This is a genomic window from Variovorax sp. 20P10.2.4 (assembly GCF_058244205.1).
Genome location: NZ_JBZAYE010000131.1, coordinates 1 through 14,706, shown reverse-complemented (window position 1 = coordinate 14,706; position 14,706 = coordinate 1). Strand labels below are relative to the sequence as shown.

Genomic DNA, 14,706 nt, shown 5'->3' with positions numbered 1-14,706 from the left:
CCGCGTCGACGGTGGCCACGCGCAGCACGGCGGTGATGCCCTTGAGCGTGGCGAAGGCCGCGATGCCCATCACCAGCAGCACGACCAGCGCCTTGAGGCTGCCGCCGCCGACGCGCACCAGCGTCTTGTTGCCGCAGCCCGAGGCCAGCACCATGCCGAAGCCGAACAGCAGGCCGCCGACCAGCGCCGAGAGCCAGAGGATGCGGTTCGATGCATAGAGCGTGCGGTCGGCATCGACCCAGCCCGCGAACACCAGCGCCGAGAAGCCGATCAGCGCGACACCGCCGGCCGCGGCCCATTGCCGCACGCGCGTCCAGTCGCCGAGGTTGACCACGTCGCTGATGGCGCCCATGGTGCAGAAGCGCGTGGCGCGCGCCACGGCGCCGAACACGGCCGAGAGCGCGAAGGCGGCCGCGAGCGCGAACGAGGTGAGGAGGGAGACCTGTTCGACAGACATGCGGCGATTCTAGGGAGCGCGGCGTGCGGCCGCGCTCCTGCTGGCGGCCGTCAGGCCAGCCCCGGATTGGGCGCGACGTTCTTCAGCACCGGCGCCTCGGGCGCGCGCGCGGCCACCACCTTGCGCGACTTCAGCCAGGGCTCGATCACCTCCCACACCGGCTTGTTGCCGGCGCTGCGCGCCTCCTCGCTGACCGGCGCCCAGCCCGCGACCTTGTAGGTGCGGCCGGCCTCGATGGGCTTGCCGTCCAGGCGCATGTCCTGGATGCGCTGGCCCATCGCGGCCGTGGGATCGCAGGCGTACTGCAGGCCGCCCACGCGCACCATGTCGCCGCCCTGCTGGTAGTAGGGGTCGGGGTTGAACAGGTTGTCGCAGACGTCCTCGAGCACGGTCTTGAGCATCTCGCCGCTCATCGGCGTGACGGTGGCGTACGAGTAGGTGGTGGCGGTCATGTCCATCAGCCATTCGCGCGTGATGGGCTGGCCCGGCAGCAGCGAGGTGCCCCAGCGGAAGCCCGGCGAGAAGGCGATCGGCGCGTCCTGCACCTCCATCAGCGCGTCGAGCAGCAGCTGGTCGCCGGTGCCGTTGAAGTTGCCGCGCCGGTACAGCGTGCCGTCGGTGTGGGCCAGCGTCTCCGACAGCTTCGCTTCGTAGGGTGCGCGGATGCGCGTGATCAGCGCGTCCATCTCGCGGTCGGCCGGGATCAGGTCGGAGAACACCGGCAGCAGGCGATAGCGGAAGTCGCTGACCTTCTTGCCCTTGACCTCGAAATCGAGCACGCCGAGGAACTTGCCGTTGGAGCCGCCGTTGACCACGATGGTCTGGCCGCCGGCGTTGCTCACCAGCGTGGGCATGGGCGTGCCGTCGTGCGTGTGGCCGCCGAGGATGGCGTCGACGCCGCGCACGCGGCTGGCCATCTTGAGATCGACGTCCATGCCGTTGTGCGAGAGCACGACCACCACCTGCGCACCCTTGGCACGCGCCTCGTCCACCACGCGCTGCAGGTTGTCGTCCTGGATGCCGAAGGTCCAGTCGGCCACCATGTAGCGCGGGTTGGCGATCGGCGTGTAGGGAAAGGCCTGGCCCACGATGGCGCAGGGCACGCCGTTGATCTCGCGCATGACGTAGGGCTTGAAGACCGGGTCGCCGAAGTCGGCGGTCTTGACGTTCTGCGCGACGAACTCGACGCGGCCCGCGAAGTCCTTGTCGATGATCTCCTTCACGCGCTCCATGCCGTAGGTGAACTCCCAGTGGCCGGTCATCACGTCGACGCCGAGCAGTTTGCAGGCATCGACCATGTCCTGCGCCTGGGTCCACAGCGAGGTGGCCGAGCCCTGCCAGGTGTCGCCGCCGTCGAGCAGCAGCGCGCCGGGCCGGCTGGCCTTGAGCTGCTTCACCAGGGTGGCGAGGTGCGCGAAGCCGCCGACCTTGCCGTAGCGCTGTGCCGCGCGGTCGAAGTCGAGGTGCGTGACCGCATGCGCCACGCGCGTGCCGGGCGCCACGCCCGCGGCCTTGAGCAACTGCTCGCCGACCAGGTGCGGCACCTTGCCGCGCATGCTGCCCAGCCCGATGTTCACGCTGGGTTCGCGGAAGTACAGCGGCTTGAGCTGCGCATGGCAGTCGGTCATGTGCAGCAGCGACACGTTGCCGAAGCGCGGCAGCGCGTACATGGCATCGACGGCGCCGGCCGCACTGGCGCCGTCGTGGCGCCCCAGGCCCAGGCCGGCCACGCTGCCGGCGCCCAGCAGTTGCAGGAACTCGCGCTTGGAAAGGTTCATGGAAGCGGCGGGCCTTCTGCGTCTATCGATTGACCGGCGACTGCGGATCGAGCAGCAGCCCCATCACGTCGCGGATCTGCGCTTCGTCGAGGATGCCCGAGTGGCCGACGCGCGGCATGTTCGAGCAGGCGTTGTAGGCGCGCGCGTTCCAGAGCTTGCCCCAGGTGTAGTCGACGATCGGCTTCGAGGCCGCGGCCGCGGGGTCGCTCACGCCGCGCAGCTTGCCGTACTGGTAGAGGCTGGGGCCGAGGGTGCCGAAGGAGATCTCCTCTTTCGACATCTGGTGGCAGTTGTAGCAGTTGCCGCCGTTGGCAGGGCCCTTGGCGGAGGCGGCCGCGTCGGTCCAGGTCAGGCCGCGCCCGTTCTGCGCGATCTTCTCGCCCTCGCGCCAGTCGCCGACGAACCTGCCGTCGGCGGGCCAGCGGATGGTCTTCATGTTGGCCGCCTCGATCTCCTTGGCGGTCTTCTCGTCGAGCGGCTTGCCGCTGGCGTCGGCCTCGCTGCAGGCGCGGTTGGCCGGGTCCTGCACGAGGCGGTCGACCTTGGCAATGCCCTGGTCGCGGAACGAGCTCTTCAGGGCCTCGGCGGTGTAGCGGTCGATGTCGGCCGCGCTGTCGGCGCTCGCGCAGCCGAACAGGGCCAGCGCGCAGGCGACCGCGACGGCGCCCAGGATGTGGTCGGCATTCATGTCGCGTTCCTTCAGCGCTTGATGGCCGGGGCCGTGGTCTTCACGCCCTTGCCGTTGACGCCCATGTACACGGCCAGCGCGATGGTCACGTCGCTGGCATAGCCCGGGTAGGGAAAGCGCTGCTGGCGGAAGCAGTCGTTGAGCCGCCGCTGCATGCCCCAGAGCTCGCCCGAGGACACGCGGTAGGCCGGCCAGGCACCGAAGCCGTCGCCGGCACCGGGGCTCTTCGTGAGGTTCGGCAGGTCCTGCAGCCGGATGCGCTTGTCGTCGGCGCCATGGCAGGTGGCGCAGGCGAAGTCGTGCGGGCCGGCGCGCAGGAAGAACAGGCGCTTGCCCACCTCGTAGGCGCGGCGCTCGCTGGCATGCGACTGCGGCAGGTTCAGCGCCATGCCCTTCGACTCGGCCGAGATCCAGGCCACCAGCGCCTCGAGGTTCTTCTGCTCGCCGCTGCCGAACGGCGTCTTCGCGATCTCGGCGGCATCGAAGCCCTGCAGGGTCTGCATGCAGGTCAGCAGGCGCGACTCCATGTCCTGCACGCGACCGGTGTCGGCGAAGTGGCGCGGCAGCTCGGCGAACGCGCCCTTGACCACGCCCGGGCCCTTGCCGAGGTCGCACTTCTCGAGCGAGGCGCCCTTGGGCCCGCGCTTCTGCTTCCAGAGGTCTTCGCCCTTGGCCTCGAACAGCTCGGCCGGGTTGCCGTCCTGCAGCAGCGCGCGGTACTCGGCGATGCCTTCGGCGGTGGTCTTCTGCGCGGCGGCGTGCAGCGACAGGCTGCCCGCCAGCAGCAGCAGGCACGGGAGTGGGATCTTGCGCATGGCGACCGCCTAGCTGACGGTGGCTTCGTCGGTGCGGGTGTCGCCGCGGTTGTCCTTCCAGGTCACCGAGATCTTGTCGCCCGCCTTCGCGCCCTTGAGCGTGAACTGCATGAACGGGTTCTTCGAGACCGCGGGGCCCCAGTCGGCCGTGAGCACGGTCTTGCCGTTGAGCGAGGCCGTGACCTCCTGGATGAACCAGGCCGGGATGGTCTTGCCGGCGGCGTCCTTGCGCTGGCCGGTTTCCATCTCGTGCGCCATCAGGATGCGGACGGTCGTCTTGTCGCCCGCGGCCTGGGCGCGGATGCGCATGGGATCTGCCATGGTGGGTCTCCTTCTCTCGTTGTTTCTTCGTGGGGTGGGCGCGCGCGTCAGCCGCCGCAGCCGCCCAGCGTGACCTTGACTTCCTTCTTCGCGAACAGCGCCTTGCCGTCGTTCATGACGGCGATCGCGTACACGTCGGAGGACTGGCCCAGCTTGGCGCGCGTGGTGAAGTTCGCCTCGACGAACTCCGAGGTATTGAAGATCGCGACCACCGCGTTCGGGTTCTTCTCGACCAGCAGCATCAGCTGCTTCACGCCGGCCAGCGAGGTCGCGACGCTCAGCGGCACCACGGCGCCGTTCTCGGCGATGTCGGGGCCGGTGATCGTGACCTCCTTGCTCTCGGTGGGCGTGCCCGCGCCGATGGCCTTGAGCGCATCGGCCACGCTCTTGGCCTCGAAGGCTTCCTTGGTGTAGGCCAGCGCGCTGGCCGGCAGCCAGGCGCCGGTGGCGGCGAGGCCCGCGAGCGCGGCGGACTGCTGGAGGATCTGTCTGCGGTTCTTCATGGCTTGTCTCCTGTCGAATCGATGGTGGGCCGGGTGCGCCGTTGCGATGTCATGGCCCGGCGCTTTCGGCGAGCCAGCGCGCCACGGCCCTGGCATCGTCGTCGCCGATGGTCTGCGGCGGCATCGGGATCGCACCCCATACGCCGCTGCCGCCGCTCTTGATCTTCTCGAGCAGGTGGTCGACCTGGCCCGGGTATTTCTTCGCGATGTCGGAGAAGGCGGGGCCGACGAGCTTCTGCGTCATGCCGTGGCAGGCGGTGCAGCTGTTCTTCTCGAGCACGGCGAGCGGGGCCTTCGAGGTGGGCGCGGCGGCTGCCGGCGCGCCGGTCTTCGTGGCCGGCGCGGTGTCGATGCCGCGCTGCGGGCCCACCAGCCGGTTCTGCTCGGCGAGGTTGCCGTGGCTGCCGCGCGCATGCGGCGGCAGCTGCGACACGGTCTGCGTGGCCGGCACGCAGTCGCGCATGCAGGCGACCGCCGCCACGTCGGGTTTCGCCGCGCGGCCGAACTCGTTGCCGGGCCACATCGCATGCGCGGTGGTGGTGCCGTTGCGGTTCGGCATGCGCGCCTGCACCTCGCGGATGTTGCGGTCCGACAGCGTGAAGTCGTCGGGCACGATGCCGCCGAGGTTCAGCATGTAGGCGGTGACGGCGAACACGTCGTCGGGCGTCAGCGACTTGGGCTGGTTCCACGGCATGGCGCGGTAGACGTAGTCCCAGACGGTCGAGAGGCTCGCCACCTTCATCAGCGTGGTGCGGCCCGGGAAGGCCGGGTCCTTGAGCCGCGCGACGTGGCCGGTCTTGATGTCCTCGGCCGTGGTGCCGCCGACGATGGGGCTGAACACCTGGTTCGATTCGCCGAACACGCCGTGGCACGACGCGCACTTGCCCTCCCAGATGTCCTGGCCGCGCGCGACCGAGCCCGAGCCCTTGGGCAGGCCCTTGAAGTCGGGACGCACGTCGATGTCCCAGGCCGCCACTTCCTTCGGCGTGGCGTCGCGCCCGATGCCCGGGTAGGCAGCCTTCGGCTGCGCCCAGGCGGTGATGCAGATGCCGCAGCCCGCGAGCGCCAGCAGCGCGCGCAGCACGATGCGGCTAGCCGAGCTGGACATTCGCCACCTCCCCGCTCGCCTGCACCTGCCAGGACTGGATCGCGTTGTTGTGATAGATCGAGCGCGTGCCGCGCACCGCGCGCAGCTGGCGGTAGCTGGGCTGCACGTAGCCGGTGTCGTCCATCGCGCGGCTCTGGATGATCGCGGGCGAACCGTCCCACGCCCAGTCGATGTTGAAGCGCGTGAGGCACTTCGAGAGCACCGGCGACTCGAGCCGCGCGCTGCGCCAGTTGCGCCCGCCGTCCACGCTGACGTCGACGCGCTTCACCTTGCCGCGCCCCGACCAGGCCAGGCCGGTGATGTTGTAGAAGCCCTTGTCCAGCAGCGTCTGCCCGCCCGAGGGCGTGGTCACCACGCTCTTGCATTCCTGCACGCTGGTGTACTGGCGGTGCTGGCCGTCGGGCATCAGGTCGACGTAGTGCACGGTCTCGTCCTTGGTGCCGTAGGGCATGTCGCCGAGCTCGATGCGGCGCAGGTACTTGACCCAGCTCACGCCCTGCACGCCCGGCACCACCAGCCGCAGCGGATAGCCCTGCTCGGGCCGCAGCATCTCGCCGTTCTGGCCGTAGGCCACCAGCACCTCGCCCGAGCGCACCAGGCTCATCGGGATGGTGCGCGTCATCGAGGAGCCGTCCGCGCCCTCGGCCAACACGAAGCGCTCGCCCTTCAGGTCGGCGCCGGCCATCTCGAGCAGCGTGATCAGCGGCACGCCCGTGAATTCGCTGCACGACAGCATGCCGTGCGTGTACTGCGCGGTGGGCACCGCGACATTGCCCCACTCCATGCCGGTGTTGGCGCCGCATTCGATGAAGTGGAAGCGCGACACCGAGGGCAGCCGCATCAGCTCGTCGAGCGTGAAGACCTTGGCGGCCTTCACGAGGCCGTTGATCATCAGGCGGTGCTTCGAAGGATCGATGTCCCACCAGCCCTGGTGATGGCGCTCGAAGTGCAGGCCGCTGGGCGTGACGATGCCGAACAGCGACTGCAGCGGCGCGAACGAGACCGAGGCCTGCGCGGTCGGCGTGAGTCCGGGGCTCTGGCGGCGCTGCACGTTGGCCTCGTACTTCGAGGGCTTGCCGTAGCCTTCGGTGACCACGGGCTGGCCGAGGCCGGTGCTGTGCGCGGGCAGCTGGAGGATCGCGGGATCGCCATCGGCCTGCGCGAGCGCCGACGTTGCCGCGCCGCCCGCGACGGCGGCCGCGAAGGCACCGCGGATGAAATCGCGCCGGCCCTTGCGCGCTTCCGAGAACACGGTGCGCACGCCCTGCGCGTCGACGAAGTTCTCGGGCGCCTTGCGCACCTGGCCGGGCTGCTGGATGTTGCTCATCGCAGGCCTTCGCAACCGCCTACTTGGCGCCGCCCAGCACCCAGGCGGCCAGCGACTTGGCGTCGGCCTCGCTCAGCGCGGGCTGGCCCGGCATCGGCACCGGGCCCCACTTGCCGCTGCTGCCCTTCTGGATGCTCGCGGTGAGCACGGCCAGTGCATCGGACTGGCCCGCGTACTTCTTCGCGACGTCCTGGTAGGCCGGGCCCACGAGCTTCTTGTCGGTCGCGTGGCAGGCGAGGCAGGCGTTCTTCTGGGCCAGCTCCTTGCTCGCATGCGCCTGGACGCAGATCAGCAATGCGGCGGCAACCGCGAGCGACGGCAACAACTTCAATTTCGTCTCCTCGAAACTCGCATCGAAGCTGCCAGTTTCATCGTTAAATAAGTAAATCGTTATGTATTGATTTTAGGAGTCCGTGCGTCGATGGGAAGGGCTTCGTGCCTGGGGGAAACCCGCTCGGCACGCTCATGCATAACGCTAGCTCGCGATCACGCGCGCACGGCCGCGCGGGCCTGGTTCAGCCGCTGCTCGAGGTAGGCGCCGTAGAAATCCGAGGCCCCGCCCGCGAGCCGCTCGGCGACCTCGCGCGCGCCGCGGCCGAAGAACAGCAGCGTGGGCGCGACCGCGATGCCCCAGGCCGCGAGCATGGCCTCGTGCGTGCGCGGCGCGCCGTCGAAGTCGCGCACCATGCGGCGGTCGCGCAGGTCGATCTGCACCACGCGCAGGCCCGTCGCCAGCTCGGGCATCAGGTAGTGCTCGCGCACGATGCGGCAGAAGGGGCAGCCGCGCAGGCTGGCCATCACGACCAGCGGCTGCGAACGAGCGAGCGCACTGGCGAGCGCATCGGCCAGCGAGTCGGGCGCGGGCAGCGCCGACTCGGCGGCATGCGCCAGGGGCCAGGCGCACGACAGCGCAATGCCCGCGAGGGCCAGGCGCCGCGTCGGACCACGCGCGTTCATCGCGCCTCCTGCTCCATCAGCAGGTAGGTGTTGTAGGCATTCATGCGGTTCGCGGCCTTGAACAGCGGCATGGCCTCGTAGCGCGACCAGTCGGTGGCCGCATAGGCCTCGTCGAAGGGCGTCATGTCGGCCGCGGCCTTGCGCATCGCGCCGCGCAGGAACACGAGGTAGTCGCGCGTGAGCTGCAGGTCCTGCCGCGGATCGGAGGAGGCCGGCCCATGGCCCGGCACGATGGTGCGCGCATCGAGCGCGAGCAGCGCATCGAGCGCCGCGATCCAGTGGCGGCTGTCGGCCGTGCCCACGTAGGGAATGCGGTTGCGGAACACCACGTCGCCCGAGAACAGCACCTGCTGTTGCGGCAGATAGATCGCGAGGTCCTCGGGCGTATGGGCCGGGCCCGCGGGCTGGATCACGAAGCGCGTGCCGCCGATCGTCATCTCGGTGCGGCCCTCGAGCCACACATCGGCCGGCACCAGCCGCGTGCTCTCGTCGATCCACGGCGCGAGGTCCTTGCGCGAGGCCTCGAGGCGCAGCCGCGCCGCGTCGGAGTACAGGTAGGTCCTGGCCAGCGCATGCGCGATCACCTGCGCGCCCAGCGCCTTGAACACCTGCAGGCCGTAGATGTGGTCGGCGTGGTAGTGCGTGAGGATCACGTGGCTGATCGGCTTGGGCGTGATGCGGCGGATCTCCCGCACCAGCCGCTCGGCCGCGGCCGGCGAACCGAGCGCATCGATCAGCACCACGCTGTCGCGCGTGACGACGAAGCCCGCGTTCGAGATGAAGTTCTGGTTCTCGGCCGAGCCCAGGGCCGGCACGCCCTGCACGTAGTAGACATCGGGCGCGACGGCGCGCGGCGCGATGTCGGGCGCGGCGAGCGCGCTCGCCATGAAGAGGCCGAAGGCCAGCGGCAACAGCGTGCGAAGAAGCGCGCGAAGAAGGAGCGGGAACATCGTGGCATCTCTCTTTTTTTCATCGTCGCGCGATGCATCGCCGCGCGACCCCGGACTTGCCCGGCTGTAAATATAAGTAGAAGATGATATTTTGAGGACCACAACAACGACCGAGGGTTTCCCCATGAGACAGGCATTCATCGCGTTCCTTCTCGCCATCGCGGCTTCGTTCGCCGGCGCGCAGCAGGTGGTCAAGGCGGTCTATCACGTCAACACCGGCGTCGAGACCAGCGCGGCCATCCTGGCCAACATCACGAACCACCTCAACGCCGATCCGAAGGCGAAGATCGTGGTGGTGACGCACGGCCCCGGCATCGACTTCCTGCTGAGCGACGCGAAGGACAGCAAGGGCCGCGAGTTCAGCGGCCCGGTGAGCGCGCTGGCCGCGCGCGGCGTGGTGTTCGACGTCTGCAACAACACGCTGAGCACGCGCAACATCGACGCGGGCCGGCTGCTGATGGAAGCGAAGGTGGTGCCCTCGGGCGTGGCCGAGGTGGCGCGGCTGCAGGCGCAGGAAGGCTACGTCTACCTGAAGCCCTGAGGGCGGCGGCCCGGCACGGGCCTCAGGCCTGCTCGATGGCGATCTGCACGCAGATGCTGCGGCACAGCGCCACCACGGTCTCGTTCGCGATGCTGTAGTAGATGCTCACGCCCTCGCGGCGGCGCGCGAGCACGCCCGCCTGGTAGAGGGTGTTGAGGTGCTGCGACATGTTGGGCTGCGTGGTGTCGATCTCAGCCAGCAGCTCGCTCACGTTCTTCTCGCCGTTGCACAGCTGGCTGACGATCTTCAGCCGCATGGGCGCGGCCATGGCCCGGAACAGCTCGGCAGCGATGTCGAAGACCTCGTCCTCGGTGACGGCCGCGGGCTTTTTTCGGGACTTGGTGGCCATGCTGAAAGATTCTTGAGCAGGCCGCAATGTACATCGGCCCCCGGCTCCGCGCGCAATGCACGGCCGCCGCGCCGGTGAATCGCGCGTCACAAACCGGCCCCATGGCCCGTCTTCGGAGCAGCGGCATTTCCCGCTCGACTTTCGGAGATTCCCTCATGCACGACCCGACCCGGATAGCCCGCCTTCATCGGGGGCATTGCTTTCCTTTATTCGACAGGCCGCCGCGAGCCCGCCAATAATCCAAGCACTTTCTTTGATTAATAACGGTAAGATCATGAACGCACGATCAAGGGCCTGGCTCGGAGCCGGCCTCGCGGCAGTGGTGGTGGGAGGGGCCGGCTACGGCCTCGTGGCCAAATCGAAGGCGGCCGACGGCGGCGGTGGCGGCATGCCGCCAGCGCAGGTGGCGGTGGCCGCGGCGCGGCAGACCGAACTGCCGCGCTTCCTCAGCGGCATCGGCACGCTCGAGGCGAACCGGCAGGTCGAGGTGCCGGCCGAGGTGGAGGGGCGGATCGCGAAGATCCTCTTCACCGCGGGTGCCGAGGTGCGCGCGGGCCAGCTGCTGGTGCAGCTCAACGACGCGCCCGAGCAGGGCGATCTCGAACGGCTGCAGGCGCAGCGCGCCAATGCCAAGGCGCTGCTCGAGCGCACGCGCCGGCTGCTGCCGCAGCAGGCCGCCACGCAGGAGCAACTCGACCAGGCACAGGCCGGCTACGACCAGGCCAGCGGCGAGCTGCGGCGCGTGCAGGCGCAGATCGCCCAGAAGCGCATCGTGGCACCCTTCGACGGCCGGCTGGGCCTGCGCAAGGTGAACCTCGGGCAGTTCGTGCGCTCGGGCGATGCGCTGGTCTCGCTGACCGACGCCCGCACCTTGCTCGCGACCATCACCCTGCCCGAGGCCGCCCTGCCCGCGCTCCAGCGCAACCAGCAGGTGCTGCTCAACGTCGACGCCTGGCCCGGCCGCGCCTTCCAGGCCCGGCTCAGCGCGATCGAGCCGCAGATCGGCAGCGACACGCGCACCGTGCGGCTGCAGGCCGCGATCGACAACGCCGACGGCGCGCTCGCGCCCGGCATGTACGTGAGCGCGCGTGTGGCGCTGCCGCCGCGCGCCGACGCCATCACCGTGCCCGAGACCGCCCTCACCTACAGCACGCACGGCGACTCGGTCTACGTGGTGCGCCCGGCCGACAAGGGCGAGGGCTTCGTGGTGCAGCAGCTGTTCGTGACGGCCGGCGACCGGCAGGACGGCCAGGTGGTGATCGAGAAGGGCCTCCAGGCCGGCGAGCGCGTCGTGACCTCGGGCCAGTTGCGCCTGTACGGCGGCGCCGCGGTGCAGCCGATGGACAAGGACACGCTGGCCGTGCAGGAGCGCAAGTCATGAGATTCACCGACCTGTTCGTGCGCCGGCCGGTGCTGGCGCTGGTGGTGAGCACGCTGATCCTGCTGCTGGGTGCGCGCGCCCTCGGCTCGCTGCCGGTGCGCCAGTACCCGCTGACCGAGAGCACCACGCTGACCATCACCACCCAGTACCCGGGCGCCTCGCCCGAACTGATGCAGGGCTTCGTCACGCAGCCGATCGCGCAGGCGGTGGCCACGATCGAGAACGTCGACTACCTGTCGTCCTCCTCCACGCTGGGCCGCAGCGTGATCACCGTGCGCATGAAGCTCAACGCCGACGCCAACCAGGCGCTCACGCAGGCGATGGCGCAGGTGAGCCAGGTCAAGTACCGGCTGCCGCAGGAGGCCTTCGACCCGGTGATCCTCAAGTCCTCGGGCGAGGCCACGGCCGTGGCCTACGTGGGCTTCTCGAGCAAGACCATGGGCGTGCCCGCGCTCACCGACTACCTCTCGCGCGTGGTGCAGCCGCAGTTCGCGTCGATCGAGGGCGTATCGGGCGTGGAGGTCTCGGGCGGCCAGACGCTGGCGATGCGCGTGTGGCTCGACGCCAACCGCATGGCCGCGCGCGGCATCTCGGCCGGCGAGCTGGCCGACGCGCTGCGCCAGAACAACGTGCAGGCGGCACCGGGCCAGGTCAAGGGCCTGTACGTGGTGTCGAACATCCGCGTCAACACCGACCTGGTGAACGTGGCCGAGTTCCGCGACATGGTGATCAAGCGCGACGGCGATGCGCTGGTGCGCCTGGGCGACGTGGCCACGGTCGAGCTGGGCGCGGCGAGCGCCGACGTCAGCGCGATGATGGACGGCGACAAGGCCATCTACCTCGGCCTGCAGGCCGCGCCCAACGGCAACCCGCTGGTGATCGTGAAGCGCATCCGCGAACTGCTGCCCGGCATCAAGCAGAACCTGCCCGCGGGCGTGGAGGTGCAACTGCCGTTCGAGCTCGCGCGCTTCATCGAGGCCTCGATCGACGAGGTGCGCCACACGCTGCTCGAAGCCGTGGTGATCGTGGTGCTGGTGATCTTCCTGTGCCTGGGCTCGGTGCGCGCGGTGCTGATCCCGGTGGTGACCATTCCGCTGTCGATGCTGGGTGCCGCGGCGCTGATGCTGGTGTTCGGCTTCTCGATCAACCTGCTCACCCTGCTGGCGATGGTGCTGGCGATCGGGCTGGTGGTGGACGACGCGATCGTGGTGGTGGAGAACGTGCACCGCCACATCGAGGAAGGCAAGTCGCGCGTGCAGGCGGCGCTGATCGGCGCGCGCGAGGTGGCCGGCCCGGTGATCGCGATGACGCTCACGCTGGCCGCGGTCTATGCGCCCATCGGCCTGATGGGCGGGCTCACCGGTTCGCTGTTCAAGGAGTTCGCCTTCACGCTCGCGGGCGCGGTGGTGGTGTCGGGCGTGATCGCGCTCACGCTGTCGCCGGTGATGAGCTCCTTCCTGCTGCCGCAGGACGCCACCGGCACGCGCATGGCGCGGCTGGCCGAGGGCTTCTTCCATCGCCTGGCCACCGGCTACGGCCGCGTGCTCGACGTGTCGCTGCGCCACCGCTGGGTGACGGGCGCGCTGGCCGCGGTGGTGCTGGTGAGCCTGCCCTTCCTCTACAACGCCGCGCAGCGCGAGCTCGCGCCCGGCGAGGACCAGGCCATGGTGCTGACCGCGATCAAGTCGCCGCAGCACGCCAACATCGACTACGTCGAGAAGTTCGGCAAGAAGTGGGACGACGTGTTCGCCGCGCTGCCCGAGAACACCGGCCGCTGGCTGATCAACGGCTCCGACGGCGTGTCGAACTCGATCGGCGGCGTGCAGCTGTCCGACTGGAAGGACCGCCAGCGCAACGCCGACCAGATCCAGCACGAGGTGCAAGGCAGCATGGGCGCGGTGGAAGGCAGCAACATCTTCGCCTTCCAGCTGCCTTCGCTGCCGGGGTCCACCGGCGGGCTGCCGGTGCAGATGGTGATCCGCAGCCCGGGCGACCACCGCAGCGTGTTCGAGGCCATGGAGACGCTCAAGAAGGCGGCGCGCGAGAGCGGCAAGTTCGCCGTGGTCGACAGCGACCTCGAGTTCAACAACCCGGTGGTCGAGGTGCGCGTGGACCGCGCCAAGGCCAACAGCCTGGGCGTGACCATGAAGTCCATCGGCGACACGCTGGCCGTGCTGGTGGGCGAGAACTACGTCAATCGCTTCGGCATGGACGGCCGCTCCTACGACGTGATCCCGCAGACGCCGCGCGAGCAGCGGCTGACGGCCGAGGCGCTGTCGCGCTACTTCGTGAAGAGCGCGAGCGGCCAGCCGGTGCCGCTGGCCAACCTGGTGCAGCTGTCGACCAGCGTGGGCCCGAACAAGCTCACGCAGTTCAACCAGCTCAATGCCGCCACCTTCCAGGCCATTCCGATGCCCGGCGTGACCATGGGCGACGCGGTGGCCTTCCTGAGCGCCGAGGCGAAGAAGCTGCCGGCCGGCTTCAGCTACGACTGGCAGTCCGACGCGCGCCAGTTCACGCAGGAGGGCTCGGCGCTGGTGCTGGCCTTCGTGTTCGCGATCGTCGTGATCTACCTGGTGCTGGCCGCGCAGTACGAGAGCCTGCGCGACCCGCTGATCATCCTGGTCAGCGTGCCGATGTCGATCTGCGGCGCGCTGGTGCCGCTGGCGCTGGGCTTCGCGACCATCAACATCTACACCCAGATCGGGCTGGTGACGCTGATCGGGCTGATCAGCAAGCACGGCATCCTGATGGTGGAGTTCGCCAACGAGATCCAGATGCGCAAGGGCTTCGACCGCCGCGCCTCGATCGAGGAGGCCGCGCGCATCCGCCTGCGGCCGATCCTGATGACCACGGCCGCGATGGTGGTGGGCCTGGTGCCGCTGCTGTTCGCGAGCGGCGCGGGCGCCAACAGCCGCTTCAGCATCGGGCTGGTGATCGTGGTCGGCATGCTGGTGGGCACGCTGTTCACGCTGTTCGTGCTGCCCACGATGTACACGCTGCTGGCGCGTGACCACCGCGCCGCGGGGCAGTCGAAGCGCGCGGCCGAGCTCGCGGCGCTGGAGGACGGCCCCGCCGCGCCGGCCACGGCAGGCGGCCACGCATGACGCACCGGAGAACGACCATGAAGGCCTTGACCCTTTCCCTGTCGACGCTGGCCACGGCACTGCTGCTGGCCGGCTGCGCGGTCGGCCCGCGCTACGCGGCGCCCGAGACCTCGCCGGTGACGATCGCCGCGCCCGAGCGCCACCTGTTCGCGCCCGACGCGGTGCAGCGCGACTGGTGGCGCCAGCTCGAGGATGCGCAGCTCGACGCGCTGATCGAGCGCGCGCTGGCCGCCAACCACGACATCCGCATCGCGCAGGCGCGGCTGCTCGAAGCCCGCGCCGTGCAGGACGAGGCCGAGCTCGACCGCTGGCCCACCGTGACGATGGGCGCGAGCAAGACCCGCGGCATCGCGCAGGGCAACGGCGTGCCGGCCGAGGCCCGCACGCTGGCCGAGAGCAGCCGCCTGGGCTTCGACGCCGGCTG

Annotated in this window: 15 protein-coding genes and 1 pseudogene; 4 read left to right on the top strand and 12 right to left on the bottom strand. The window is 69.6% G+C overall.

What is annotated here, in order from left to right; genetic code table 11:
- The 11 genes from AC27VN_RS15120 to AC27VN_RS15070 all read right to left on the bottom strand — a co-directional run.
- The coding region (locus AC27VN_RS15120) for a YeeE/YedE thiosulfate transporter family protein (RefSeq protein WP_490877039.1) at positions 1–457 on the bottom strand (457 nt) is incomplete at its 3' end.
- 50 nt (positions 458–507) lie between these two features.
- Positions 508–2,235, bottom strand: a complete 1,728-nt coding sequence (gene soxB, locus AC27VN_RS15115; protein ID WP_490877038.1) for a thiosulfohydrolase SoxB — start codon at positions 2,233–2,235, stop codon at positions 508–510.
- A 22-nt stretch (positions 2,236–2,257) separates the two neighbouring features.
- A complete protein-coding gene (gene soxX, locus AC27VN_RS15110; protein ID WP_093355166.1) occupies positions 2,258–2,923 on the bottom strand; it encodes a sulfur oxidation c-type cytochrome SoxX in 666 nt (221 codons plus the stop codon).
- Between the two features lie 11 nt (positions 2,924–2,934).
- Entirely contained in the window at positions 2,935–3,738 is an 804-nt protein-coding gene (gene soxA / locus AC27VN_RS15105) for a sulfur oxidation c-type cytochrome SoxA (protein ID WP_093355164.1), read from the bottom strand.
- A gap of 9 nt (positions 3,739–3,747) precedes the next feature.
- Entirely contained in the window at positions 3,748–4,059 is a 312-nt protein-coding gene (soxZ, locus tag AC27VN_RS15100; protein WP_172705585.1) for a thiosulfate oxidation carrier complex protein SoxZ, read from the bottom strand.
- A 47-nt stretch (positions 4,060–4,106) separates the two neighbouring features.
- Positions 4,107–4,562 (bottom strand): thiosulfate oxidation carrier protein SoxY, encoded by a 456-nt coding sequence (soxY, locus tag AC27VN_RS15095; RefSeq protein ID WP_093355161.1) that lies wholly within the window; start codon positions 4,560–4,562, stop codon positions 4,107–4,109.
- Positions 4,563–4,611: 49 nt separating this feature from the next.
- Positions 4,612–5,670, bottom strand: coding sequence for a c-type cytochrome (locus tag AC27VN_RS15090; protein WP_490877037.1), 1,059 nt, complete (start codon positions 5,668–5,670; stop codon positions 4,612–4,614).
- Positions 5,654–6,997, bottom strand: coding sequence for a sulfite dehydrogenase (soxC, locus tag AC27VN_RS15085; RefSeq protein ID WP_490877036.1), 1,344 nt, complete (start codon positions 6,995–6,997; stop codon positions 5,654–5,656). Before soxC ends, AC27VN_RS15090 begins: the two co-directional genes overlap by 17 nt.
- A 19-nt stretch (positions 6,998–7,016) precedes the next feature.
- Entirely contained in the window at positions 7,017–7,328 is a 312-nt protein-coding gene (locus AC27VN_RS15080) for a c-type cytochrome (RefSeq protein ID WP_093355153.1), read from the bottom strand.
- A 155-nt stretch (positions 7,329–7,483) separates the two neighbouring features.
- On the bottom strand, positions 7,484–7,954 hold the full coding sequence (locus AC27VN_RS15075; protein WP_490877035.1) for a thioredoxin fold domain-containing protein: 471 nt from the start codon (positions 7,952–7,954) through the stop codon (positions 7,484–7,486).
- Positions 7,951–8,841 carry an MBL fold metallo-hydrolase gene (locus tag AC27VN_RS15070; protein ID WP_490877040.1) on the bottom strand — a complete coding sequence of 297 codons (891 nt, stop codon included), beginning with the start codon at positions 8,839–8,841 and terminating at the stop codon, positions 7,951–7,953. The genes AC27VN_RS15075 and AC27VN_RS15070 overlap by 4 nt, the downstream gene beginning before the upstream one ends.
- Before the next feature lie 187 nt (positions 8,842–9,028).
- Here AC27VN_RS15070 and AC27VN_RS15065 point away from each other — a divergent pair, with 187 nt between their 5' ends.
- A complete protein-coding gene (locus AC27VN_RS15065) occupies positions 9,029–9,445 on the top strand; it encodes a DsrE family protein (RefSeq protein WP_057593584.1) in 417 nt (138 codons plus the stop codon).
- Between the two features lie 22 nt (positions 9,446–9,467).
- On the opposite strand, the gene AC27VN_RS15060 is transcribed toward AC27VN_RS15065, so the two are convergent.
- Complete coding sequence (locus AC27VN_RS15060; RefSeq protein ID WP_209540528.1) at positions 9,468–9,794, bottom strand: ArsR/SmtB family transcription factor; 327 nt, start codon at positions 9,792–9,794, stop codon at positions 9,468–9,470.
- Positions 9,795–10,068: 274 nt separating this feature from the next.
- On the opposite strand from AC27VN_RS15060, the gene AC27VN_RS15055 reads away from it, so the two are divergent.
- From AC27VN_RS15055 to AC27VN_RS15045, 3 genes and pseudogenes are all read left to right on the top strand, one after another.
- A complete protein-coding gene (locus AC27VN_RS15055; RefSeq protein ID WP_490877034.1) occupies positions 10,069–11,175 on the top strand; it encodes an efflux RND transporter periplasmic adaptor subunit in 1,107 nt (368 codons plus the stop codon).
- Entirely contained in the window at positions 11,172–14,282 is a 3,111-nt protein-coding gene (locus AC27VN_RS15050) for a MexW/MexI family multidrug efflux RND transporter permease subunit (protein ID WP_490877033.1), read from the top strand. The genes AC27VN_RS15055 and AC27VN_RS15050 overlap by 4 nt, the downstream gene beginning before the upstream one ends.
- Before the next feature lie 17 nt (positions 14,283–14,299).
- Positions 14,300–14,706: pseudogene (locus tag AC27VN_RS15045) on the top strand (TolC family protein); the annotation flags it as partial.